Consider the following 25,151-nt stretch of genomic DNA (forward strand, 5'->3'; position numbering starts at 1 on the left):
CGAACGGATGACCTCAACCACATCATCGTGAAGAAAAGAGAGAATCTCGTGCCTGCTCAAGAACCCGTCGCCCGTCAGCCTTGGTGTGGCCCTCGTGCCGCCGAAGTGCAGCCCCACACTCTCGACCAACTGGACGCGTGGTGGCGAGCAGCGAACTATCTTGCGGTCGGCCAGATCTATCTGCTCGACAACCCTCTGTTGCGTGAACCCCTCCGCCGCGAGCACACTAAGCCCCGACTCCTCGGTCACTGGGGCACAACGCCCGGCCTGAACTTTGTGTGGGCTCACCTGAACCGCATTATTCAGGAACGCGACACCGACACGATCTTTGTTGCTGGCCCCGGACACGGCGGCCCCGCTGTTGTCGCGAGTGCGTACCTCGACGGCACCTACAGCGAAACGTACGGCGATATTGATAAGAGCGCGGATGGCATCCGCAAGCTGTTCAGACAGTTTTCGTTCCCGGGTGGCATTCCGAGCCACGCGGCTCCCGAAACTCCCGGCTCCATCCATGAGGGTGGCGAGCTGGGCTATGCCCTGTCGCACGCCTACGGCGCCGCCTTCGATAACCCGAATCTTCTTGTCGCGGCAGTTGTCGGCGATGGCGAGGCCGAAACCGGGCCGCTCGCGACGAGCTGGCACTCGAACAAGTTCATCGACCCCGAACGTGATGGTGTCGTGCTGCCGATCTTGCACCTCAACGGTTACAAGATCGCGAACCCCACTGTGCTGGCCCGCATCCCTGAAGATGAACTGTGCGACCTGATGCGTGGCTACGGGCATACGCCCTACGTTGTCTCGGGCGGGTTTGACGACGAGGACCCTCGCGCCGTGCACGAACGCATGGCAGCGACTCTCGATGACATCGTCGATCACATCGCTCAGATCAAAGCGGATGCGGCGGCGGGAACGCTCGAGGGGCGCCCGGCCTGGCCGATGCTCATTCTGCGCACTCCTAAGGGCTGGACGGGCCCACAAGTGGTCGACGGACATCCTGTCGAAAACAACTGGCGTTCTCATCAGGTGCCGCTCGCGAGTGTGCGCGATACCGAGGAACACCTCCTGCAGCTTCACGAATGGATGGCCTCGTATCGTCCTGAGGAACTCTTCGACGAGAGTGGCGCACCGAACGCGCTAACTACCGCGCTCGCGCCGACTGGCGATCGCCGTATGAGTGCCAACCCGGTGACCAATGGCGGACTCCTGCGAGCACCGTTGCGGCTGCCCGACTTTCGGGACTATGCCGTTGACGTGCCGAATCCGGGTGAAACGACTAGCTCGGCAACGGGCGCGCTAGGGGAGTGGCTGCGCGATGTGGTGCGCGACAACCCCGACAACTTCCGCATCTTTGGGGCCGACGTCACGGCATCCAATCGACTGAGCGCGGTCTTCGACGTGACCGACAAACAGTGGGATGCCGAGTTCCTGCCCATCGACGCCGACAATCATCTTGCTCGCGCGGGGCGCGTAATGGAGATGCTCAGCGAACACCAGTGTCAGGGCTGGCTCGAGGGATACCTCCTCACCGGCCGCCACGGCATGTTCAATTCGTACGAGGCGTTCATCCACATCGTCGATTCGATGTTCAACCAGCACGCCAAATGGCTTGAGGGGGCGAACGCGATCCCGTGGCGTCGACCAGTGTCGTCGCTCAACTATCTGCTGAGCTCGCACGTGTGGCGTCAAGATCACAACGGTGCCTCGCATCAAGACCCCGGCTTCCTTGACCTAGTCATGAACAAAAAGCCCGATGTGGTGCGCGCCTATCTGCCGTGTGATGCCAACACCCTCATCGCCACCTACGACCACTGCCTTCGTTCCGTCGACAAAATCAATGTCGTCATCGCGGGCAAACATCCCGAAAACAACTGGCTCGATATGCCGGCTGCCATCGAGCACTGCACGCGCGGCATCGGCCTGTTCGACTGGGCAGGCACCGAAGTCGTTGGTGAAGAACCGGATGTCGTACTCGCCTGCGCCGGCGACGTCCCGACCCTAGAAACGTTGGCGGCCGCGCAAATCTTGCGCGAGCGGATCCCCGAGCTGCGGGTGCGCGTCGTCAACGTCATCGACTTGATGCGTCTGCACAGCGAGTCGGAGCATCCGCACGGTCTCAGTGACGCCGAATACGATGCGATCTTCACAACAGACAAGCCTGTGATCTTTGCGCACCACGGTTATCCGTGGCTGATCCATCGCCTCACGTATAAGCGAGCCGGGCACTCCAATCTGCATGTGCGTGGGTACAAAGACGAGGGTACGACGACGACACCGTTCGACATGGTGATGCTCAACGACCTCGACCGCTATCACTTGGTGATTGACGTGCTCGAGCGCGTGCCGGGCCTCACCTCGAGGCATGCTGCGTTCTGGCAAGAGATGCACGACACTCGTCTGCACGCGCAGCAATACACCCGCGAACACGGCGAAGACATGCCCGAAGTCGCTGATTGGAAGTGGAACGCGTCGCGCTAGCCTCCCGCAAGGGGACTAACGCGACGCGGCCGAAGCCGAGAGTGTTTAGCTTCGGGCGTGCGGTGCCACCACAGCTCGACCGGTGAGTTCGCCGGATTCGAGTTTCTTGTAGGCGTCAAGTGCGTGATCCATGTCGAAAATCTCGACATCGGGCGTGATCTTGCCGGCGCGATACAGCGCAACCACTTCGTAGAGATCTTCGATGGTTCCCCAATAGGTGCTGAGCAGTTCGGCTTCGTACGGCACCGTAAAGAATCCCCACTCGTAGGTGCCTCCAGCGATTCCGACGATCGTGACGCGACCCTGCACGGCAACTGACTTCATCGCGAGTTCCACGGTGGGTGAAATTCCCACGAAGTCGAAGACAACATCGACTCCGCGCCCACCGGTAATTTCGCGGATGCGCGCTGCCTGGTCTTCGCCTCCCGGAACCGTAATAGCGCCACGGCTCGCGGCTCGCTCCATGGCATCTTCTTTCGTGTCCGTCGCAATGACGGTGGCGCCGGTGATGGCCGTGAGGATTTGCACGGCGAGTTGGCCGAGTCCGCCCAGCCCGATGACAAGAGCTGTTTTGCCCCCGCCCTGAAGCTTTGGAAGTGAGTTTTTGATCGCATGGTACGGGGTAAGGCCTGCGTCAGAGAGGGGAGCCGCGGCAACAGGGTCGGCATCGCCCAGCGGCACCAGATTGCGTGCCGGCACTGTCATGTACTCGGCCATCCCGCCGTTGCGTCCGAGGCCCGACGCCAAGTAGGGCATGTCAGCCTGATTGTGGCAATAGGTGTCTTGGCCGCGTGAGCATGCGGGGCAGTGCCCGCATCCAATGGGGCCGTATACGAGGAAAGCATCTCCGATGGTGATTCCGGTGACGCCGGGGCCGACTTCCTCAACCCAGCCTGAGTTCTCGTGACCCAGAATGTAGCTTGGCTTAAGCTGCGGGCCAGCGATCGTCTCATCCATCTCGCTATAGACAGCAACGTCGGAGTGGCAGGCACCTGCGCCGGCAACTTTGAGAAGAACCTCACCCGGGCCGGGGGTAGGCTTCTCGACCTCTTCGAGCGTCGGAAATGTCTTCCACTGGTTAAACATGACAGCGCGCATTAATTCCTCCTGAATGGGGTGGCATGCGTCGATCACATTTCGTTGCGCTGCGTCGCGCATGTGACCCCGGTTGTTGGGTCCTCCTACCCTATTAGTTCGACCTTGACTATTGTCTGAAAATCGCGCGAAAGGGGTGCTGGTGCACGACAAAATTTGTGCTTAGAATGAGCGTGACATCGCGTTGATGCCCGGCAATCGTGCCCACTCGGGAGTTCTTCCCTAGGCCGTCAGAAAGATCAGATCAACCGGTATGAACATCACCGAAATCGCTATTAACGCACTCGGATTCGCGGGCACCGTTTTCTCGTTCCTCATGTGGGTTCCTCAGGCACGCATCACGTGGCAGAGCCGCAACGACGCGGTGCGTCTTGCCGGTATTTCCGAAACGACCCAGTGGTTGTTGGTCTTCGGCTACAGCGTGTGGGGCGCTTACGGGCTCATGAGCTCGTCGTTCTGGGTTGCTGCTCCCAGCGCTGTCGCCATCCCGCTTGCCGCCGCCACGATTGTGGTCATTCGCCGTGGTCGCCGCTTGCCCGATGAGGGGCGTTCGTTCCCGATTTTCTCCAGCACGGATGCCGATCCGCTCGTCACGATCAGCGACGGCCTGGTGGCGCTCACCGAGTCCATTCCGATCATTCACGCCCACGTCGAGACTCCTGCCGAAGCGGCCGTTATCGCGCACGACACGTCGGATGTTCTTGGCGAGCCATTGCCTCACTCCGCGGGGTACACCGCGACAGGCACAATCCCGATCCTCGCGTAAGCACGGAGGCGGCTCGGCGGCGCCGGTCGCGGCGGTTCTTACGCCTCTTCGACGATGTGCGGCTCGTGGGGAGAATCTTCAACGCCGTCCCCGGCTCTGCTCGACTTCAATTCCGCTGCGTCTCCGCGCAAGGCCATCGCGATTACGGGGTAGATGAGCACGGAGAGCAGGCCGGCGCCGACCAGAGCGGCAGCGGTGCCGGAGTCGATGTATTCGCTGTCGACGCCGATTGCGGTAACAGCGACAATGATGGGAAGCCCTGTTGCTCCGAGAAGGCCGAGGGCGGCGCGATCACGTTTGCTGGAGCCCTTCGGGGCAGCAAACATCGAGGGCACTCCGCGCACAATGAGCAGCAGCACGAGGAAGACCGGAACGAGCGCCGCAACGCTCCAGTCTGAGGTGAGAGCGCTGAGCTCGAAAGACACTCCCGTGTTGATGTAGAAGATCGGAACAAGGAATCCGAATGCAATGGCATCCAACTTCGAGTCGACCATCGCGCGGTCGCGCTCGGGCGCTTGGCGCATCATGACCTGCCAGAGCAATCCGGCAACGAATGCGCCGAGGAGCATATCTAGGTCGAGAACGATGCTCAGCACAACAAGCGCAGCAACGATAAAGATGACGAGCCGGATCGCGAACTGACCTGAGGTGTGCAGGGTTGCGGTCACGAGGCGGTGGAGCGAGTTGTGTTCGATGCGCGCCGCGAGGAACAACAGGGTCATCGCAATCAGGATGAATACGCCAAGCACGACAGTTGAGACTCCGAGCGAGCTAGCGCCGAGAAAAATAGAGATGGCGATCAGCGGACCGAATTCACCGACAGCGCCGAGTGCGACTGCGGAGCCGCCGAAGCGAGTGGGAAGTTCGCCGGCATCGCGCAGGATGGGCATGATCGCTCCGAGCGCAGTCGAACACAATGCGATGCCAATGACTACAGCGCCGAAGCCTGGCTCGATGAGAAAGCCAACGGCGATTCCGGCGACCAAGCCGATAAGCCAACCCAGCGACGCACGCCGACCATTCCGACCACGAATGTTGCTGAGCCGGATCTCGTTCCCGGCCATGAAAAACAGCATGGCGAGGCCAAAGTCAGAAAGTTGTTCGACAAACTCTGACTCGCCAACCCAGCCAAGAACGCTAGGCCCAATCAGGATGCCGAGAAGAAGCTCGAAGACAACGATCGAGATGCGGACTAGGGGAGACAGCGCGCGCGCCAGCAATGGTGCCATGACCGCCAGAATTGGGATCAGCACGAGACCCCAGTTCGCTAATTCCATAGCTTCTTCGGTGCTATCCATTGGTCACAAAACTGTTCACTTCAGCGGCGATCACGTCGCGCACTACGGACGTATCGAGCGTCGCGATACCGTCTCCGGCCTGCACTCCGTAGTCACCGAAGCTGGCGTGGTTGGCACCGTCGATGGGAAAGAAGGTGGTGGATGTCGGCAGCAGGTCGGCCGCATCCATGATTTTCTCGGGCGTGCTCAGGAGGTCATTGCTTCCGCTGATGCTCAGAACGCGAGCGTCAACCTCGGAAAGGTCGTTGGCGCAGTAACTTCCGAAGAGAATGAGGCCGCTCACGTCGGGCTGTTCGGCGTATTGGCATGCTCGAACGCCGCCGAGCGAATGTCCGCCGACTATCCACTCATCGACGTCGGGCGCCGCCGCCGTAAAAGTGTCAAGTGACCGTTGGTCGAAAAATGCGAGATTCAGGATGGGCTTCGTCACGACAACCGTGAGCCCTGATTCGGCCACCGCTCCAGAGAGCTTGTAGAGGTAGGCATCCGCGCTGACCTTTGCTCCCGGGATGAACACGAGACCTTCGCCTGAAGCGTCACCGGTGGGAGTGAGGATGAAGGAGTTTTGATTTTCGGTGATGTGCACGGCCGGGTTCGTGCGCACGCTCTCCAGTGCGTCCGGCTCTGCCTGCATCACCCCCACGTTCGCCCACACGAGCATTCCGGCCACGAGCAGCACAACGATTGCAGCGAGTGAAATAAAGATGGTGCGGGTGAGGCGCCGCGTTCGTTTCGGCTCTCGAGTGTCATCCGTCGACGTCGGCTCCGCTGACGCAATGGGCGAAGTCGGATCGGATGGCGGCGAATCAGCAGCGTGCATCGCCCCAGTCTAGGGAGTGAGGGGCCAGCGCCGCGCAGGCGGACTAGTGCGCGGCGACCGGATGCTGCGCTTTCAGCGAGAATGCGATTGCGGTAGCAGCGCTCGCCAACAACACGCTGGTGACCGCGATCACGACGCCATCCGGTTGCATGATCGATTGCCCGCTGAGCGCTTGCGCGGTGAGGACCACGGTAATCGCGCCATAGAGAACCGTGAGGATCGCCACAATGCGGAGTCGCACGGCCTCGTTGCGGAGCGCGCCGAAGCGGCGTCCGAGGAGCTCTAAGAAGAGTGCGCTGAGGGGGAGAAGCTGCAGGGCGTGCATCCCAATGAAATGCGGAACGCGGAGATCGCCGGCGACGGTGCTCCAGCCAAGAAGGGGCAACCCCTCGCCACCGTCGGGGAGACCAACCGTGTGTGCACCGGCGATGCCCTGAAAATCGCTGAGTTGTTCAGCATTGGGCGACGTCATGAAGAAGGCCAATCCCATGCCGACCACGCCAATGACGAGGCCAGCCCTGATAGCAAGGGCGCGAGCACGGTCCGAAAGCTGCTGACGCCACAGCAAGATCGCCACGAAAATAGCGGCACTCCAGACGATCACGACCGACACTGCCATCACCGACCAGAGTGTCGTCGTGAGCGGGGTGCTTACGTTGAAGTGACTCGTGGTGCCGAGTGCAGCGGCGCCGCCGATGACGACCATTTCAACTGCCAAAAAGACGGCGGTGATTGTGCCGAGCCACCAAGTCAGTCGTATGTGTCGTTGCAGCATTCCGAGTAGCCACGCCAAGGTCAGTGCGTACAGGCCGATCGACAGGGAAAACTTGAGGGGTTTAGCCCACAGGGGAGCACCGGTGACAAGGCGCGGATCTACAACGAGTCCGATCGCGGCCAGGATGCTCGCTATGGCCATCAGAATGGCGAGCCACAGCAACGGTGCGTGGAGTAGTGCGCGGTTGAGTCCGAACGGTGCGATGGGCGTGGCGGTCATGGTTGCTCCTCAAGTCGATAGCAACACTATCGGATAGTTTCACTATCCGTAAGTACCTTTTCCCTGCAATTGGTCGGCGTTACGACCGACCGGGGTCTCCGTAGCGACGAATGGTCGCCGCCGCTTGCGCGCTCCGACGCAGCGCCGCAAAAAGTGTGTCGCCAAGAACGGTGCCCACCACCACTGTTTCTGCCTGTGACGCAAGGTCACTGCGCGTGTCCACAAGGTCGAGGTCCGCCTCAGCCACCAACTCGGCCGCCTGCGCATAGGCCTTGAGCCAGGGCGCCTCAGCGCCCTGGCCGGCTTGGCGCAAAGTCGTCACCACGCGCGCTGCAGCTAAACGTCCTGGGTCGTCAGGGCCGCATGCCCAGCCGGCGACGGCCTCATCCACGGCGGCCAGGGCGTCTGCATCCAGCGACTCGGTCTGCACGTGTTCCGACACGGTGCTCTGGGCGATCTCAAACGCGCGGGTGAGGGGCAGCTCGCCGTCGATTGCATTCGTGACTCGTTTTGCATCGGAGACAGACAGCCCGCCCACATCCGTCAATGCACGAATCATGTGGATGCGGCGCACATGAGTTTCGTCGTAGGTCGCCTGGTTCGGTGCCGAGCGCTCGCCCGCGGGCAGCAAGCCTTCGCGCAGGTAGTACTTGATCGTGGCCACGGAAGCCCCGGTCTGCTGGCTCAACTCCGAAATCTTCATTTGGACACCATAGCTATCTGTTCGGGGGTCATGGGGGCGACGGACCGAATCTCACAGCCACACTCAGGAATATCCGCGCCTAGGGAGCGTTGAATACTAGTGATGACTACACCACTTCGCCTTTCTGTTCTTGATCTCATTCCTGTTCGCAGCAACCAGACTTCGGCCGACGCGCTGGCGGCGACAACCGCGCTCGCGCAGCGCGCCGACGACCTCGGTTTCTCGCGGTACTGGGTCGCCGAGCATCACAATATGAAGGCCGTGGCGTCCACGAACCCTGCAGTATTGATTGGCATTCTTGCGGCCCAAACGAAGCGCATTCGTGTCGGTTCTGGCGGAGTCATGCTTCCCAACCACGCGCCCCTCGTCGTCGCGGAGCAGTTCGCGATTCTTGAAGCGGCATTCCCTGGTCGTATCGACCTCGGTATTGGTCGCGCTCCCGGCAGCGACCCCGTAATCACTTCTTACTTGCGGATGACCGGCACCACTAGCGACGTCGACGCGTTCCCGCGCAACGTGGCCGATATCCGCAGCCTCATGAATCCCGAGGGCGCCACGTTGCAACTGCAGCAAGGACGCAGCTACGAACTCACGGCAACGCCGAACGCGGCATCCGTTGCGGATCTTTGGTTGCTCGGCTCCAGCGACTACTCGGCCCGGCTGGCCGCAGCTCAGGGCATGCCGTACGTTTTTGCCCACCACTTCTCGGGCGAAGGAACCGCGCGCATTCTTGGCCTCTACCGCGACAACTTTGTGCCGTCAGACTTGCTGAAGGCCCCCAAGACGTTCCTCACTTTGAACGTGGCTGTCGCCGAAACGGCGGCGGATGCGCGTGCCGCAGCCCTGCCCCAACTTCAGCAAATGGCGCGCCTGCTCAGCGGCATGCCGCTCGGCCCGCTCTCGACAATCGAAGAGGCCGCCGCCACCGAACTCGCTGCGCCGCAGCAACAGATGGTGGATGACATGGCCGAACGGTGGGTCATCGACGAACCCGTGGCTGCAGCGCAACGCATTCGCTCGCTCGCGACCCGCTTCGGCGTAGACGAAGTAATGGTCGTGCCTGGGTTGTCGGCTCACAATGCGGACGCGGCGAACACCTCGCCTGTGCGCGTGCGCGCTCTCGAACTGCTTGCGGAGCGGTTGCTCAACTGAGTCCTGCGGGTGGACGTGCCCGCTGAACGCCACTCCGGTGGGGGCGCAGCGTCGACTGCAGCACTCGTTCGCGGACCCGACGGTGGAGCTGTACGCAAAGTCGTGGTCTCGTGACCATCGTGCTCTCAGCGTGCGTGCTCGTGATCGCACTCGCTAAGCTGATGGCTCGCTTTTCGCGACCGCGCGTCGCATCCTGCAGTGGGTGTGCCTCCGAGTGCTACTTGGGTTGAGTCGCGTTCGCGCGCAGTCGCAGCTCTTGCGCTCCTTCTCGGTCTCGCACCTCGACGTTCGAGCTGTGTGAGTCCACAAATTTTCGGAAAGTTTTGAAATTCAACGCGGCCTCGTTGAAAGATGGGTCGATTCTCAGCATTTGGTTTTTAACCGCCGAGCTGTTGAGCCACTCGGAGTCCTCCTTTTGCTGAACAAGTCGCATGGCCCGCACGAGCATTTTGAAGGGCCGCATTCCGATGGCTGGAGTGACGGCGGTTGAAGTACTTGTTGGCTGAGAGGCGGTAGCCGCCTGCTTTGTCGGCGCTGCCTTAGGCAGGGAGGCTTTTGTCGCAGGTTTATTGGTGCTTGAGGCGCTCTTTTGTGCGGGGGCGGTCTTGACGACTTTCGTAACTGCGGCTTTCTTCGCGACGTTGACGACTTTCTTCACGGAGGGCGCGGCGGGCGTCAACTCTTGTGGTGCCCGGGCTGACGAGGTCGCTTGGGCGCTCACACCGGGGTCTGGCTGCGTGGGCGGCGTCTTGTACTGCACGCCTGGCAGCGAGTCGTAGTCTGCGAACTTGTCGCACGATGAGGTGAGAGCGTCACTTATTCCTCCGGCAACTCCCACTCCGACGACAAAGCGCCCGAGCGTTTTCGCGCGTTGGGCAAGTGCCACATAGTCAGAGTCACCAGCCACAATCACGACGTGTGTGATGTCAGGGAGTCTAAACATGTCTTCCATGGCATCCACGGCGAGTCGGATGTCGGCGCCATTTTTCATTAAGGCAGTGAGGGGGAAGAGCTGAACCAGAACCACGGCACGATTGACAAGTTGCTTATGGTAGCTGGCGTTCACCGGCACAGACCAGTCGGCATAGGCGCGGCTGAAGGCAACTGTTCCGAAGGAGGAGGCGTAGTCGAGGATCGCCTCGACATCCACTTCGGCCTCGAGCAGCCTGACGCCGACAGCACTCGGCGTTGTGCGAGCCGAGTTATGAGTTCGAGCTTTGTCTTTGGAGAACTGCCCGTTGCCATGTATTTGGTTGTAGCGCGAGATAACGATGTTGTCGAAATCGATGTACACGGCAACACGGCCGTCGCTGGGCATAGCCAATTGGTCTCCTCGAGAAAAAAAGTTCTTCTCAGTCTTCTGGTGAGGCTCTCTCAAGACAATCCCCGCATTCGGGGCAATCACTGGGGAGCGACCCTGGCGACATTTTCTCGACTCCGCAGGCTCCGCTGGGTTCCACATCGCGCAACATGGAATTAACATTCCATGTGCTTCACTTTTGGCAGTGCGCTGGTTAGAGTCCTTCACATGGAACGCAGTGCCACGTCGTATCATTCACAGGGGCTAGTCAAGGCCCTCAAAGTGCTCAAGGTGCTCGGCGCGCAGGAGAAAGCGCTCAGCCTCGCTGAATTATCGGTCGAGCTCGAACTCCCCAAGTCGACCCTCATCCGGTTGCTCTCGGTGCTCGAGCAAGAAGCTTTTGTCTACCGCGAGGGTGACCCCCCGGTGTACGCGCTGGGGCATGCAGTGCTCGATATCTCCGAGTCGTACCGTCGAGTCGCCAACACGGCCGACGTCGCCGCGCCGTACTTGAAGACTCTCGCTCATGCGACAGGTCTCACCGCCAACCTCGGTGTTCTTGAAGGTCGTTGGGCTCTGCACCTGTGCGTGCAAGAACCAGACCGTCCGTTGCGCTTCCGCTCTCGTGACGGCTCACTTGACTACACCTACTGCACCGGCATCGGCAAGATGCTGCTCTCAGAGATCCAAGAAGATCAGATCAGCCAGCACCTCCCCGAAGAGCCCTATGCGCGCTTCACCGAGTACACGATCGTGAATCGCGAGCAGATGGATGCGAACCTCGCCACCATTCGCGAACGCGGCTACAGCCTTGATGACCAAGAGCGCGACCTCGGCGTTATTTGCCTCGCGGTTCCTATCCCGCTGGGGCTCGACGTTCCTGTCGCGATCAGTGTGTCTGGGCCAGCCGGCGAGCTAGCGCCGGAGTTGCGCGAATCGCTATCCCAGCGCGTTCACGATGTGGCGGCCGAACTTGCCGCCGACCCACGATTTGTTGCCGCGTTCCGTGCTGAGCGCGGCGGCCAGCGAAAAGGAGATAACCATGATCGTTGATGTCCACACCCACAACCACCAGCCCGAACACTGGGGCGACGAGCACAAGAAGAACTGGGAACCTGCGTACGGCGAACCGTACCCGCGCATCTCGCCGGAAATGTACGACGCCGCGATGAAGAAGGCCGGCGTCGACGTCGCGATCGTCTTCGGCCTCGCCGCTACCCGTGCTGGCGTGCACACTCCAAACCGCTTCGTCGCGGACTACTGCGCCCAGCTGTCAACGCCGACGGTCGCCTTCACTGCGCTCGATCCGCTAGACGCCGACTGGCGTGACCAGCTCGATGAGGCGTATGAACTCGGCTTCAAGGGCGTCAAGCTCTACCCGGTTCTCTCGCTCTTCGATCCGCTTGACCCCGCGTTCGATGAGTTCTACCGACTCTGCTCCGAACGCCGGATGACCATCCTCTGGCACATGGGAGCCACACCGAGTGCGCAGGGCCGACTCTCGCTCAGCCAACCGCTCGTTGTCGAAGAAGTCGCTCGCCGGCATCCGGATCTCAAGCAGATCATGGCGCATATGGGTCACCCGTGGCAGCGCGACGCCATTGTCGTTCTGCGCAAGCACGCCAACGTGTTTGCCGACGTGTCAGCTAGCTGGCACCGCCCCATGGACGGCTTCATGGCTCTTGTCATGGCTCAAGAGTGGGGCGTCGTCAACAAGTTGTTCTTCGGCAGCGACTACCCGCTATGGGAGCCGGCCGACGCCATCGCGCGCTTCCGTTCTCTTGCCGACTTCCGTGCGGGCAACCTGCCCCACGTTCTCGAAGAAACCGTTGAGTCGATCCTTCACCAGGATGCTCTTTCGATTCTCGAGATCCCTGACCCACGGCTCGCCAGATAGCCCGCCGCGATGAATACCCAATCGATTAAAAAGGAGCAAGATACCGTGCCTAGGACAGCCGCTGCGCTGATCAGCGAAGCCAAAGAATTTATTCCCGGAGGAGTGAATTCGGCAACTCGGAACTTTGGTGCGCCGTATGCCTTCCGCGATTCTCAGGGCGCTTACCTGACGGACTATGACGGTCGCCGCTATGTGGACTACCACGCAGCGTTCGGTGCCATTTTGTTGGGGCACTCTGACGAACGTGTAACAGCCGCAGTTACGCAGAGCTTGAACGGCCTTGACCTCGTAGGGCTGGGCGTGAGCGAACTCGAAGTCGAGGTTGCTCGCATGGTGGCGAAACTCATCCCTTCGGTTGAGAAATCCGTCACGACAATGAGTGGCACCGAAGCCACGATGCAAGCTGTTCGACTTGCTCGTGGCGTCACCGGCCGCAAGTACCTTCTCAAGTTCCAAGGCTGCTTCCACGGCTGGGGAGATGCCGTTGCTCGCAACGTCGCGTCGCCCGCCGACCGCATCGGAACTGTCGACCCGCTCTCCACCGGAATCCTCGAAGACGCACTCGGTTCCACGCTCGTCGCTGACTTCAACGACCTCGATTCGGTTCGCGCGCTATACGAGCGCTACCCGGATCAGATCGCAGCGATCATCCTCGAACCCGTGCCTCACAACGTTGGAGCCCTGCTTCCGGACCAGTCCTTCTTGGAAGGCTTGCGTGAAATCACCCAGGCTGAGGGAAGCATCCTGATCTTTGACGAGGTCATCACTGGCTTCCGTCACGCTCCCGGTGGCTACCAAGAGATCTGCGGAATCACCCCCGACCTCACCAGCTATGGCAAGTCGATGGGGAACGGTTTCGCCGTAGCGGGACTCGGCGGTCGCGCTGATCTTATGGACAACTTCTCGTCAGCGGGTGGTGGCGTGATGCTCGCCGGTACCTTCAACGGCGGCCCCGTCTCGATGGCTGCAGCAATTGCCACCATGACGGTCGCCAGTGATCCTGAAGTGGGAATGCACGAGTACACCGGGCGCCTCGGTGCTCGGATGCGGGATGGGCTTCGCGACATCACCACCGAACTCGGCATTGCGGCCCACGTGACCGGCCTCGGCAGCGTCTTCATCTGCTACTTCATGGACCGTGAGCCCAAGAGCTACAACGACCTTCTGGAGAACAACGACGTTGCCTACGCCACATTCCACCGTCGGATGACCGACCGCGGTTTCGTTATGTACCCCATGACGCTCAAGCGCAACCACATTTCGCTCGCGCACACCGAAGCAGACATCGACCTCACTCTTGAGGCCGCTCGCGACGTACTGCAGGAAATGAAGAGCGAAGGAATTTTCGCATGAGTGCGCGCCGGGTCCTTGTCGTTGGTGCGGGGGTGATGGGTCACCGTCAGGCCGTTGCAGTTCGTGCTGTCGGTGACCAGATTGCTGCTGTCGTCGACACGGACCTGGCGCGAGCTAGCGTCATAGACTCTGGCGCTAGTACCTATACCTCCGTGCAGGAGGCGCTTGCTCAGGAGCACGACCTCGATAGCGCGATCATCGCTACTCCCTCTGCCGGGCACCTCGTGCAATCGACAGAGCTGGTTGCGGCGGGGCTCGACGTTCTCGTGGAAAAACCCCATCGTGTTCCTGGGCAAGATCCTGCACCGCTGCGTGACGCTCTCAGTAAAGGTGGGCGACTTTTCGTCGGAATGTCCACCCGCCACTGGGCTGGCGTTAAAGCTGTGGTTAGTGCCGTCGCTGACGGAGAACTCGGCGAGATTCTGACTTACAGCGACCGGATGCAGTTTCATCTCGAAGAGGACAGCCTTCCCGGGTGGTACTTCAACTCCGCTGTCAGCGGCGGGGGAGTGCTCGTGACGAATGGCGTGCATGCCTTCGACCGTGCTCGCGCAATCCTCGGTGAGGAGTTGCAGTTCCAAACCGCAGCTCTCGTGCGCGTCAACCCCGCTCACGAGACTGAAGACCACGCGAGTGTTGTCGCGCGGGCCGGAGCCTCGACGATTGCAACCATTGATATGTCGTGGGTGCCGTTCGATCCCATCGGTACAGGGCTCATCGTGATGGGCACCAGAGGAACGGCCCGCATTTATATGGATGGCTCGTGGTCGATCTCGGCTATCGGCATCGAGCGCAGCGGACCTTCGATAAACATCGACCGGGCGCCGTTCATTAGCCAGTGGACAAGCTTCCGCGACGAAGAAGAGGGTTTCGGGCTCGACGATCTCGAACCCACTCTCGGTTTGATCGAACAGATTTATCAGGAGGTTCCCGTTGTCTGAAGTATCACTTCTCATCTACCCCTGGGACGTCATCGCTGACGGTCCCGAACGTGTCGTCGAGACGGTTGCCGAACTCGGTGTTGACCGCCTCGTCATCGCCACGGCGTATCACTCGGCCGAAGTCATTTCTCCTCGCCGATTCGACCGTGTCTCGACGGTGGCGGAAGCGAATACGAGTCACTTGCCCCTCGGCTTCAACAACTTCAGCGGCTTGGCCGTTCCGCCCTCCTCCATCGCGACCGAGCATCCGGATCTTTATCCCTCGCTCAAGCGCGCTGCGGATGTTGCCGGCGTCGCTCTCAGCGGATGGGGCATCGCTTTCCACAACACCACGATGGCAACTGAGCACCCTGAAGCAGCCATCAAGAACTGCTTCGGCGACGCTTTCACTCATGGACTGTGCCCGGCCAATCCGGCTGCACAGCAGTACGCGGTGGAGCTTGTGGGCGAGATTGCTGGCTCTGGCCTGTTCGACCGCGTGTTGGTCGAAAGCCTCTCGTACCTGCTCTACAACCACGGTCACCCGCACGAACTCTGGGGCGCCCGCCTCGACCCGACCACGCGGTATTTACTATCACTGTGCTTCTGCAGCCACTGCCGCGAGCAGGGAACGGCCCGCGGAGTCGACGTCGGCGCTCTTCGCCTTCGAGTCTCGCAGGAGCTTCACCGCACCTGGAACGCCGAAGCGCCTGCGGGTCGCGATGCCGACGATGGCGCCGAGATTGCATCGCTCCACATGATGTGGCCCGACCTTGCGGCGTACACCCGCATGCGAAACGACGTGGTCACCGAGCTCGCTGGCCGTGTTGCCCGCGAGATTCGCTCCAAGGGCGCAGTGCTCGACCTCAGCGCAGCCGTCTGGGGCCGACCCGCCTTCAGCAACTGGATGGAGGGCGTGGATGTCGCAGCAAGTGTTGCTGTCGCCGACTCGTTCGTTCTCGAAAGCTACTATCCGACCGCTGGCGAGGTTGCTCGTGAACTCGACCACACTCTCGCCGCGGCCGCGCTCTCCGATCGTGGAGCAGAGTCCCTGGCCTCCGCGATCACTCTCTGGACTAGCTTCCACCCGACGAAAGACAGCTTTCTGTCGAAAGTGGATGCCATCCGCGGTTCGGGAGTGAGCAAGCTCGCCCTCTACAACTACGGCACAGCAACCGCACCGACACTCTCGTGGATTCGGGATGCCGCCGACATGATGAGGAGCGGATCATGACCTTCAGCCCCACCCTGTTCGATTCTGTGGAGACCCCGGCCTTGCTGATCGATCGCGCGCAGATGATGCGCAACATCAGCATGATGGCGGAGTTCGCGGTGAAGGCGGAGGTTGCTCTTCGTCCTCACTTCAAGACCTCGAAAATGATTGAAGTCGCTCGACTGCAGTTGCAGGCCGGCGCTGTTGGATTCACCTGCGCGACAATGGCGGAGGCCGAGGCCTTGCTCGCGGCGGGAATCGACGACGTCTTCTGGGCGAATGCTCCGGCTTCTGCTCAGAAGGCTCGCTTTGCCGCCGAGGCCAACCACACCGCGCGCCTAGCGGTCGGAATTGACTCGGTCGAACTCGCTGCAGTGTTGTCCCAGGCTGCAGTGGCGGCTGACTCTACGATCCCGGTCATTCTGGAGATCGACACTGGCCTCGCTCGTACGGGAGTGCTGGCTGCCGCAGCGGAAGACGTCGCGGCTGAAATTGCCGCCTTGCCGGGCATCCTGCTCGATGGCGTCTATATGCACGAAGGTCAGCTTGCGAGCCTCAAGGGCTCTCGCGATGAGATCGTCGCGGCTGGAACGGGCGCCGCCTCGTCGTTGGTCGCCGTAGCGGAACAGCTGCGAGCATCCGGTCACACCATCTCGGTGGTCTCAGTCGGCTCGACGCCCGGCTGGGAATCTGCACCGCGCGTATCTGGTGTCACCGAAGCCCGCGCCGGAACCTACGTCTTCTTCGATGCCAACCAATTCCGACTCGGATCGGCATTGAGCGCACAGTGCGCCCTTACCGTGCTCAGCACCGTGGTGAGCGTTCCCGCTGCCGATCGTCGCGTTATTGATGCGGGCATCAAGGCGATGAGCTCCGACCGCTCTAACCGCGGCGACACCCTGGGGCTCGTGACGGCTCCCGAAGGAGCTCTCGCCGACAACATCGTTTTCGAGCGTGCGTACGAAGAGCACGGCATCCTCAACGGAGCCGGCATCGACGAACTCGGCTTCGGAAGCCGAGTTCGAATCATCCCTAATCATGCGTGTGGCGTCGTGAACATGTTCAGTCGCGTACACGTGGTCGACGGCAACGAAGTCGTCGACATCTGGAATCCCGTCGGTAGGCACTAACCAGCCCGCGGGTCACTAGTAACACCCCTGCACCAACCAAGAGAAGTAACAGAAAGGTAGCGCAATGAGTAACAAGTCACCATGGCGTCGGTCGTTGATCGGCCTTGCCGCAGTAAGTTCGCTCGTGCTTACAGGATGCGCTGCTGAGTCATCGAATAACGACGACCCAGCAGCAATCAAGGATGAGGTAGTCGTAGCTCTGGCGGGCGACATTGACAACTTCGATCCTCACACCAATCAGCTCATCATCTTCGAATTTGCGATTCGTGAGCTCGTGTTCTCGTCTCTCGTCGACTACGACGCCGAGCTGAAGCTTCAGCCCGACCTCGCGACGTACGAGGTAAACGAAGACGCAACGGTGTTCACGTTCAGCCTAGCGCCGGATGCCGTATTCCACGACGGAACCTCAGTTGACGCTGATGCTGTCATCGCTTCGATGGAGCGCGCCGGCACAGCAGAAGACTCCATCTGGTCGGGCCGTCTTGCCGACGTCGCCTCGTACGAGGCAACGGATGAGTCGACTGTCGTCATCACCCTCAACAACCCGGATGCTACGTTCCTCGCAGGGCTCGCATCGATCGCCATCGTGGCTCCCTCGAGCTTCGAAACCGCCACTTCTGACCCGGTGGGCTCAGGCCCGTACGAGTTCGAGAGCTGGACGGCGAACACTGAGATCGTGCTGACCAGCTTCGATGACTACTTCGGTGATGTGTCGCCGACGGAAACTCTTCGATTGCAGCCAATCACCGACCAGCAGGTCGCGCTCAACAACCTCTACAGCGGAAGCGTTGACATTCTTGCCAGCGCATCGGCCGCGACGGTGTCACAGCTCGACGCCGACCGGGCCTCCCTCGTGGAGCCAGTGGCATCGAACAGCCTCTCGCTGATCGAGTTCAACTCATCGGGAAAGCTTGCTGACCCGATGGTGCGCCAGGCTCTGGCACACGCCCTTGACAAGGACTCCATTCGGGACATCGCCTACGGTGGCGGCGGCTCGAGCAGCTGGAGCCCGTTGCCTGAGAGCAGCTGGGCCTACTCCGAGCAGGATGGCTACGAGTACGACCTCGACAAGGCCGCGACAATGCTCGCTGCTGCTGGCGAGTCTGACCTCGAGTTCTCGCTCGAAGTACCTTCCGGCTTCCCGGAAGCTGAACAGCTCGCCCGCGTCTGGCAGGCATCCTTGGCTGAAATCGATGTGACCTTGAACGTCAACATCACAGAGATTTCGGTTTGGCTCGACGCTTACGTTAGCCGCGGCTATGACGCCACCTGGAATGTGTTCAACGTAGGAGCGGACCCCCACTCCTTCTTCGACATCATCATGACTCCGCACCTTGCGGATGACTACCAGAACCAGACGGTATCCGATCTCGTTCTTGACGCTACCCGCGTCTCTGACGAGGCAACTCGGGGCGAGCTCTACGGCGAACTCCAGCAGATTCTCGTTGACGAACTCCCCATCATGATCGTGCAGTCGACCCCGGTTGCTTCGATCGCTGGTCCGGATGTCTCGGGCTACGAGGTCAACCCGCTCGGCTGGGCTCTGCTCTCGCAGGTCACCGTCAGCAAGTAATACCGCGCACAACACAGCACGCAACACGAAGAAGAAACGAGGGAGGCAGCATCGTGAAAATCATGCGACGCGCAGGAATAGAGGCGGCAAAGCTCGCCGTGGTCTTGTGGTTCGTCTCGGTGTTCGCCTTCCTCGCTCTTCGGCTCACCCCTGGGGATCCGGCAGTTCTGCTGCTCGGTCCCCAGGCGGGGCGGCCGGATGCGGCGGAAACGCTGGCGCGGTTACGAACAGAAATGGGGCTCGACCAGCCCTGGCCGGTTCAGTACGGCATCTGGCTTGGCGACATACTGCGCGGAGACTTTGGAGTCTCGAGCCGCAGCGGGGTAGCCGTCGTTGAACTCGTAGCGGGCGCTGTTCCGCCCACGTTGTTCCTCATCCTGGGAGCCGTGCTCATTGCCGTACCGCTCTCCATAATCTTCGGAATGGCCGCTGCGTACTTCCGCAACGGAATCGTCGACCGGGCAGTGCGTCTGGTTACGACATTGGCGATCGCGATTCCTGCGGTCTGGCTCGGCCTGTTCCTCATCATCATCTTCTCGGTCACGCTCGACATTCTGCCGTCGGGTGGATTCACCAGCCCCTTCGAGGACTTCGGGGAATTCTTCATCCAGATGATTCTGCCGGTCACGACGCTGGCGATCTTCCTAGGGGGAGTGTTGACGAGATTCGTCTATGCCGAAGCCTCCGACGTTCTCCGTCAGGACTACATGCGCACAGCGCTGGCCATGGGCATTTCGACACCGCGCCGAGTCTTTATCTACGCCATGCGCAATGCTGTCACCCCGATGATCACGATCGTGGGAGTACAGATCGGAGCGCTCGTCGGAGGCGCCGTGCTCGTGGAGGCCGTCTTTGGCCTCGGCGGCATCGGCCAACTCCTGCTGTCGAGCGTTCTCAACCGTGACTACCAAGTAGTGCAGGGCGCCGTCTTGCTCACCACGATTGTGGTGCTGCTCGTTGGTTACCTCGCAGACCTCGCTTACCGTCTCGTCGACCCGAGGATCACAGAATGACACTCACAGAACCCCGCACGAGCGGAACACCCCTGTCGCGCACCTTCGCTGTCATCGCCGCCGTCGGCCCCGCGAGACTCTCGCTCATTGTCGTCGGCGTGATAGCCCTTTTCATGGCGGTCTGGCCCTCACTCTTCAGCCCGTACTCGCCGTCGGCGATTGACGCGTCGTCCATCCTGTTGTCTCCGAGTTTTGCGCATCCGCTGGGAACGGATGAAGCGGGCGCCGACGTTTGGGCTCGACTCGTGTACTCCACTCAACTCGAACTCGTGATCGCGGCGGGCAGCGTTCTCGTTGCTCTCGTCATCGGTCTCCCCACCGGCCTCATCGCCGGAAACGCCGGACGGTTTGTGGATGGCGCGTTCACGAGTGTCGCTTCGGCGACGCTCGCTTTCCCTCTCGTGCTCTTTGCCATTCTGATGGTCGCGAGCTTCGGCACCACGAGTCTGTCGCTCACGGTCATTATTGGGTTCCTCTTCTTCCCTCGCGTCTTTCTTTTGATGCGAGCGCAAACGCGCAGTCTCAAGGAGCGCGAGTTCGTGACAGCACTGCGGGTCGGGGGAGTGCGACCGACTCAAATCTTGGGCCTCCACGTGCTTCCTAACTCCGCCGGTCCACTGTTGACGCTGATCCCCACGCTGATGGCAGAAGCCATTCTGATCGAAGCCGGTCTGAGCTACCTCGGTTTGGGCGTCGATCTGCCCGCCTCCACGTGGGGCACGATCCTTGAGGCTTCGAAGAACTACTACGTCACGTCTCCCTGGTACGCGATCTCGGCGGGCCTTGTCATCACCTTCGTCGCTGCCGTGCTGATGTTCGCTGGCGAACTGATCGCTGAATCCGCCAACCCCATGAGACGGCGGCGCCGCTCATGACCCACATCACGCTCTTGCGCGGAGGGCAGGTCGCCGACGGAACTGGCGCCCCGCTGTTCGACGCCGACGTGCTGATCGCCGACGGAATGATCGCCGGCATCGGTCACTTTCCCGAGGGCGATGCCGACGTGGTCGTGGACTGCGCCGGCCTCATCGTGGCGCCAGGATTCATCGACATCCACACGCACTCCGATCTCACCCGTTTTGCGTACCCCGAATGTGAATCTCGGGTACTGCAGGGCATCACTACCGAAGTGATTGGCAACTGCGGGTTGAGCCCGGCGCCGATCCGCGGCAACCCCGGCGACGTACGCGCCATCATCGGCCCGGTGGATATCGTCGCTGACGTCGACGTGCACTGGAACTCGGTAAGCGAGTACTTTGCCGCGCTCGACAGCACACCGGCGGCGACGAATGTCGCACCACTGGTGGGGCACGGAACAATTGTGCTCGCCGCGCAGACCCGGGCGGGGCTCGGCGCCGGTCAGGAAAACGAGCAACGGGCGATCATGGTCGCCGAGCTGCAGGAGGCACTAGCGGCAGGCGCGTGGGGCTTGAGCCTGGGCCTCATGTACTCGCCGGGCGAGCTGAGCCCCGTGGACGAACTGACTGAACTCGCACGTTCGATCGCTCAGCACAACGCCTTGCTCAGTATGCACATGCGTGCCTACGACGGCGATGGGCTAGCCGCTGCCGTAACCGAGGCGCTGCAGATCGCCGAGACCTCCGGAGCACGCCTCCAGATCTCCCACTTTCGCTCAATCCGCGATGACGATGGCAGCGCCCTTGACGCCGCGATCGATCTCGTCGAGAACGCGGAGGTCGATGTTCAGGCCGATGCGTATCCGTATCTCGCCGGTCACACCACAATGCTTCAACTCTTACCGACCGAGCTGCGAGCACTTCCCGTGGCCGAGATCGCCCAGCGCATTGCCGAGGCTCCGGCCGCCGTTGCCGGGATGCTCGAGTCGGGAGCAGGGTTCCCACCGGAAGCCATCACGGTCGCTAAGGCTTCGGCGACTCCTCTCGCGGTCAGCAAGACGCTCGCAGAACTGGTTGCTGACTCCGCTCACCAGTCGTGGGGCGCCCTCGCTGTGGAACTCCTCAGTGCGAACGATCTCAACGTTGACGTGATTGTCGTCGGTACGCGTCCCGTCGACGCACTCCGGGTACTGCAGCATCCGCTCGTTTCTGTGGCATCGGACGGGCTCGCCCTCAGCCTGACCCACGAGGCCAATCTGCCTCATCCGCGGTCGATCGGTACCTTCCCGCGTTCGTTCGACGAACTCTCGCGTGCTGGCATGACCACCGTGGAGATCGTGCACAAGATGACTGCGAAGCCGGCAGCTCGACTGGGCTTCACCGACCGCGGCGTGCTCGCTGTGGGTGCGTGCGCTGACGTCACGGTATTCGATGCGTCGACCGTTGCGGACCGGGCAACCTACGCGTCCCCATTGGAAGCGCCGCAAGGAGTCACCCACGTTTTTGTGAACGGCGTACGGGTAGTGCGCGACGGCCGTCACACCCATGAATTGCCTGGCCACGTCTTGAGAAGGAGAACAGCATGACCCCTTCACCGTTACTAGAAATTTCAGACCTCACGGTTCGCTATGGCACGGGCAACGCTAAGCCCGCCGTCAATAACGTCTCGCTGTCCCTCGCCGCCGGCGAGACGGTCGGGCTCGTGGGCGAATCAGGGTCGGGCAAGTCGACCGTCGCGCGCGCCGTGCTCGGATTGATGCCTTTCAAAGGAACCATCACCTACCAAGGTGAGAACCTTGCCGAAGTGACGCCGACCCGCATGCGCGCTATCCGCAGCGACCTGCAGATGATCTTTCAAGACCCGTACGCCACACTTGACCCGCGGATGACGGTCGGTCGGCAAATCGCGGAGCCCATGCTGGTACACAAGATCGTGCCGCGCTCAGGCGCCCGTGCCCGCGTGGGCGAACTGCTCGAGCAAGTTGGGCTGTCGGTGGAGATGGCAGGCCGCTACCCACACGAGTTCTCTGGTGGTCAACGCCAGCGCATCGCGATTGCCCGGGCGCTTGGCGTTAGCCCGTCGCTGATCGTCTGCGACGAACCGACCAGTGCGCTCGATGTATCGGTGCAAGCTCAAGTGCTCGAACTTCTTCAAGAGCTCCAACGCACTCAAGGAATCGCGTACCTGTTTATTGCCCACAACCTGGGCGTCGTGCGCGCCATGTCGCATCGAGTCGCTGTCATGTACTTGGGGGAGATTGTGGAGTACGGAACGTCTGATGAAGTCTTCAGCAACCCGCAGCACCCTTACACTCGTGCCTTGATCGAAGCGGTTCTTGAGCCCGATCCGGCGTCGCGGCACCGTCCGCTGTCGATCGACCCCGATCTCACTAGCCCGATAAACGTGACGAGGAGCCGCGCATGAGCGACCAAGCACTCTTAGAAATCCGGGACCTTTCGGTACGGTTCTCGGCATCCGCCCCGCCCGCTGTGCGCGGTGTTTCCATTCGCGTCGAGGCGGGAACTCGCGTGGGAATCATTGGCGAATCGGGCTCCGGCAAGTCGGTCACTGCGATGTCGGTGTTGCGCTTGAATGACGAACGAATCGCCCACTATGGCGAGGAATCGTCCATCACCCTCGATGGTCGTGAACTTCTCAAAGCGCCGCTCTCGGCGATCCAGGGCGTACGTGGTGCGAAAGCCTCGATGATCTTCCAGGACCCGATGTCGGTGCTCAACCCGGTGTTCCGAGTAGGGCACCAAGTGCGCGACGTTCTCGTGGCGCACCGCCCCGAGCTGCGAAAGACGGCCAAGGCTCTCGTTATCGAGAGTTTGGATGCGGTCGGTATCCGCAACCCCGCTGCGGTCTACCGTCAGTACCCTCACGAGCTCAGCGGCGGAATGCGCCAACGCATCATGATCGCGATGGCGATCGCATCGTCACCCCGACTGCTTATTGCGGATGAAGCGACGAGTGCGCTCGACGTGACCGTGCAAGCTGCAGTGCTCGAGACCATCGGTGCTCTCGCTGACGATCGCGGCATGGCGGTGCTCATGATCACTCACGACATGGGCGTTGTTGCGCGATTCTGCGACTACGTCTACGTGATGTATCACGGTGAAGTCGTCGAATCAGGCGCGGCCGCCGACATTCTTACCTCACCTCAGCACGACTACACCAAGAAACTTCTCGCGTCAGTTCCTCGCCTTCATGGCGATCAGCCCCGCACGGTTTAGTGCGGGCACCCCAACCAACCCCAAAGAAAGGCATCAATGTTCCACGCAATCACCACCCCAGACGCTCCTCAGCCCGCCGGCACCTACAGCTCTGCTGTCGTCGCAGGCTCGCTCGTGTTCCTTGCCGGTCAGGGCCCGTTCGATAAAGACAGCAACCGCGTCGGCGAGACCTTCGCTGAGCAGGTTCGCCAGACCTTCCGCAACCTCGAGACCGTTGCTCAGGCTGCCGGTACGAGCCTTGAAAACACCGTACGTTACGGCGTGTACCTCAAGACGCTCGATGACTTCGCTGAGTTCAACGAGATCGCGGCAGAGTTCCTCACGGCACCGCTCCCGGCGCGCACGACGATTCAGGCCAACCTTCGTGGCTTCGACGTTGAGCTCGACGCGATCGTCGCGCTTCCCGAGAAATAGCAATGCGTCTCGCAGTCATTGACGGGCGATCGTCGCTCCTCGTCGACGGCACCGTTGTCGATATCGAGCGTGCGAGTGCTGGTCGATTCTCGGCCACGGTCGACGAGCTCTACCGCGACTGGGCGCCGTTCCAGGCGTGGGCGGCGGATGCCGTAGCAAGCGACCGTAGCGAGTCCGAAGTTGAACCTGCTCAGTGGGGTGCGCTCGCGCACGCCCCGCAGCAGATTTTCGCGGTCGGACTCAACTATGTTGATCACGCTGTGGAGTCTGGGTTTAACGTTCCGGAGCATCCGATGGTCTTCACAAAGTTTGCGTCGTCAATCTCGGGCCCGTTTGAGCCGCTCGAATTGCCGACCGGCAGTGTCGATTGGGAAGTGGAGCTGGTCGCTGTCGTGGGCTCTGGCGGTCGCAACATAGCCGAAGCCGACGGACTCGCGGCGATCGCAGGCTTCTGCATTGGTCAGGACTATTCGGCGCGCGACGTGCAGATGCGAGGAGTGCCACCGCAGTTTTCGCTCGGCAAGTCGTTCGCAGGGTTTGCACCACTCGGGCCAGTGTTCGTTGACACGGAAAGCTTTCTGGAGCAGTCATCGATCACTCTCGAATGTTGGATCGATGATGCTCTCGTGCAGACCGCACCGATGAACGACATGGTGTTTTCTGTGCCGCGACTCGTCAGTGAACTCTCGTCCATTGTCGAGTTGCGCCCCGGCGATGTGATCTTCACCGGCACACCGCCCGGCGTCGGTTTCGGCCAGAACCCGCCCCGCTATTTGCGCGCGGGCGAAGTTGTGCGCAGCGCAATTACCGGGTTGGGAACGATGTCTCAGGAGTGCGTAGCTCCGTAGCTCACGCTCGTTGCTTCTCTGACGAAGGCGCGTCTCTCGTGGGGAGAGGCGCGCCTTCTGTTTCGTCATCGCTACGATTGATCACACGCCGCA

23 protein-coding genes are annotated in these 25,151 nt (G+C 61.2%); 17 read left to right on the top strand and 6 right to left on the bottom strand.

What is annotated here, in order from left to right:
* The first annotated feature begins 105 nt into the window (after positions 1–105).
* Entirely contained in the window at positions 106–2,475 is a 2,370-nt protein-coding gene (locus tag I6E81_RS00435; RefSeq protein WP_197107098.1) for a phosphoketolase, read from the top strand.
* Positions 2,476–2,520: 45 nt separating this feature from the next.
* Here I6E81_RS00435 and I6E81_RS00440 read toward each other — a convergent pair whose 3' ends face one another.
* Positions 2,521–3,573 carry an NAD(P)-dependent alcohol dehydrogenase gene (locus I6E81_RS00440; RefSeq protein ID WP_197105470.1) on the bottom strand — a complete coding sequence of 351 codons (1,053 nt, stop codon included), beginning with the start codon at positions 3,571–3,573 and terminating at the stop codon, positions 2,521–2,523.
* A 250-nt stretch (positions 3,574–3,823) separates the two neighbouring features.
* On the opposite strand from I6E81_RS00440, the gene I6E81_RS00445 reads away from it, so the two are divergent.
* A complete protein-coding gene (locus tag I6E81_RS00445; RefSeq protein ID WP_197105471.1) occupies positions 3,824–4,336 on the top strand; it encodes a hypothetical protein in 513 nt (170 codons plus the stop codon).
* Positions 4,337–4,374: 38 nt separating this feature from the next.
* Here I6E81_RS00445 and I6E81_RS00450 read toward each other — a convergent pair whose 3' ends face one another.
* The 4 genes from I6E81_RS00450 to I6E81_RS00465 all read right to left on the bottom strand — a co-directional run bounded on the left by I6E81_RS00450 (position 4,375) and on the right by I6E81_RS00465 (position 8,151).
* Positions 4,375–5,634, bottom strand: coding sequence for a cation:proton antiporter (locus tag I6E81_RS00450; RefSeq protein ID WP_231603828.1), 1,260 nt, complete (start codon positions 5,632–5,634; stop codon positions 4,375–4,377).
* Positions 5,627–6,454, bottom strand: coding sequence for an alpha/beta hydrolase (locus I6E81_RS00455; RefSeq protein WP_197105472.1), 828 nt, complete (start codon positions 6,452–6,454; stop codon positions 5,627–5,629). The genes I6E81_RS00450 and I6E81_RS00455 overlap by 8 nt, the downstream gene beginning before the upstream one ends.
* A 43-nt stretch (positions 6,455–6,497) precedes the next feature.
* A complete protein-coding gene (locus tag I6E81_RS00460) occupies positions 6,498–7,448 on the bottom strand; it encodes a hypothetical protein (protein ID WP_197105473.1) in 951 nt (316 codons plus the stop codon).
* Between the two features lie 79 nt (positions 7,449–7,527).
* The gene (locus I6E81_RS00465; RefSeq protein ID WP_197105474.1) at positions 7,528–8,151 is read right to left on the bottom strand and encodes a MerR family transcriptional regulator; all 624 of its coding nucleotides are present in this window, start codon (positions 8,149–8,151) and stop codon (positions 7,528–7,530) included.
* A 102-nt stretch (positions 8,152–8,253) separates the two neighbouring features.
* Between I6E81_RS00465 and I6E81_RS00470 the strand changes: the two genes are divergently transcribed.
* On the top strand, positions 8,254–9,303 hold the full coding sequence (locus I6E81_RS00470) for an MsnO8 family LLM class oxidoreductase (protein WP_197105475.1): 1,050 nt from the start codon (positions 8,254–8,256) through the stop codon (positions 9,301–9,303).
* Positions 9,304–9,520: 217 nt separating this feature from the next.
* Here I6E81_RS00470 and I6E81_RS00475 read toward each other — a convergent pair whose 3' ends face one another.
* Positions 9,521–10,621 (bottom strand): NYN domain-containing protein, encoded by a 1,101-nt coding sequence (locus I6E81_RS00475; protein WP_197107100.1) that lies wholly within the window; start codon positions 10,619–10,621, stop codon positions 9,521–9,523.
* 210 nt (positions 10,622–10,831) lie between these two features.
* Between I6E81_RS00475 and I6E81_RS00480 the strand changes: the two genes are divergently transcribed.
* From I6E81_RS00480 to I6E81_RS00545, 14 genes are all read left to right on the top strand, one after another.
* Entirely contained in the window at positions 10,832–11,656 is an 825-nt protein-coding gene (locus I6E81_RS00480; RefSeq protein WP_197105476.1) for an IclR family transcriptional regulator, read from the top strand.
* Positions 11,646–12,500, top strand: a complete 855-nt coding sequence (locus I6E81_RS00485) for an amidohydrolase family protein (RefSeq protein ID WP_197105477.1) — start codon at positions 11,646–11,648, stop codon at positions 12,498–12,500. The genes I6E81_RS00480 and I6E81_RS00485 overlap by 11 nt, the downstream gene beginning before the upstream one ends.
* A 45-nt stretch (positions 12,501–12,545) precedes the next feature.
* The gene (locus I6E81_RS00490) at positions 12,546–13,853 is read left to right on the top strand and encodes an aspartate aminotransferase family protein (RefSeq protein ID WP_197105478.1); all 1,308 of its coding nucleotides are present in this window, start codon (positions 12,546–12,548) and stop codon (positions 13,851–13,853) included.
* Positions 13,850–14,794 (top strand): Gfo/Idh/MocA family protein, encoded by a 945-nt coding sequence (locus I6E81_RS00495; protein WP_197105479.1) that lies wholly within the window; start codon positions 13,850–13,852, stop codon positions 14,792–14,794. Before I6E81_RS00490 ends, I6E81_RS00495 begins: the two co-directional genes overlap by 4 nt.
* Entirely contained in the window at positions 14,787–16,007 is a 1,221-nt protein-coding gene (locus I6E81_RS00500; protein WP_197105480.1) for a hypothetical protein, read from the top strand. Before I6E81_RS00495 ends, I6E81_RS00500 begins: the two co-directional genes overlap by 8 nt.
* Positions 16,004–17,116 carry an alanine racemase gene (locus I6E81_RS00505; protein WP_197105481.1) on the top strand — a complete coding sequence of 371 codons (1,113 nt, stop codon included), beginning with the start codon at positions 16,004–16,006 and terminating at the stop codon, positions 17,114–17,116. The genes I6E81_RS00500 and I6E81_RS00505 overlap by 4 nt, the downstream gene beginning before the upstream one ends.
* 64 nt (positions 17,117–17,180) lie before the next feature.
* Entirely contained in the window at positions 17,181–18,689 is a 1,509-nt protein-coding gene (locus I6E81_RS00510; protein WP_197105482.1) for an ABC transporter substrate-binding protein, read from the top strand.
* 62 nt (positions 18,690–18,751) lie between these two features.
* Positions 18,752–19,702, top strand: a complete 951-nt coding sequence (locus tag I6E81_RS00515; RefSeq protein ID WP_231603908.1) for an ABC transporter permease — start codon at positions 18,752–18,754, stop codon at positions 19,700–19,702.
* Complete coding sequence (locus tag I6E81_RS00520; protein WP_197105484.1) at positions 19,699–20,577, top strand: ABC transporter permease; 879 nt, start codon at positions 19,699–19,701, stop codon at positions 20,575–20,577. Before I6E81_RS00515 ends, I6E81_RS00520 begins: the two co-directional genes overlap by 4 nt.
* A complete protein-coding gene (locus tag I6E81_RS00525; RefSeq protein WP_197105485.1) occupies positions 20,574–22,145 on the top strand; it encodes an amidohydrolase family protein in 1,572 nt (523 codons plus the stop codon). Before I6E81_RS00520 ends, I6E81_RS00525 begins: the two co-directional genes overlap by 4 nt.
* Positions 22,142–22,984 carry an ATP-binding cassette domain-containing protein gene (locus tag I6E81_RS00530; protein WP_197105486.1) on the top strand — a complete coding sequence of 281 codons (843 nt, stop codon included), beginning with the start codon at positions 22,142–22,144 and terminating at the stop codon, positions 22,982–22,984. The genes I6E81_RS00525 and I6E81_RS00530 overlap by 4 nt, the downstream gene beginning before the upstream one ends.
* Positions 22,981–23,796, top strand: a complete 816-nt coding sequence (locus I6E81_RS00535; protein ID WP_197107101.1) for an ABC transporter ATP-binding protein — start codon at positions 22,981–22,983, stop codon at positions 23,794–23,796. The genes I6E81_RS00530 and I6E81_RS00535 overlap by 4 nt, the downstream gene beginning before the upstream one ends.
* A gap of 36 nt (positions 23,797–23,832) precedes the next feature.
* Positions 23,833–24,210, top strand: coding sequence for a RidA family protein (locus tag I6E81_RS00540; RefSeq protein ID WP_197105487.1), 378 nt, complete (start codon positions 23,833–23,835; stop codon positions 24,208–24,210).
* 2 nt (positions 24,211–24,212) lie between these two features.
* Positions 24,213–25,058, top strand: a complete 846-nt coding sequence (locus I6E81_RS00545) for a fumarylacetoacetate hydrolase family protein (protein WP_197105488.1) — start codon at positions 24,213–24,215, stop codon at positions 25,056–25,058.
* The last annotated feature ends 93 nt before the right edge of the window (positions 25,059–25,151 follow it).

The sequence above is a fragment of the Salinibacterium sp. NG22 genome (assembly GCF_015864925.1).
Taxonomy (GTDB): Bacteria; Actinomycetota; Actinomycetes; order Actinomycetales; family Microbacteriaceae; genus Rhodoglobus.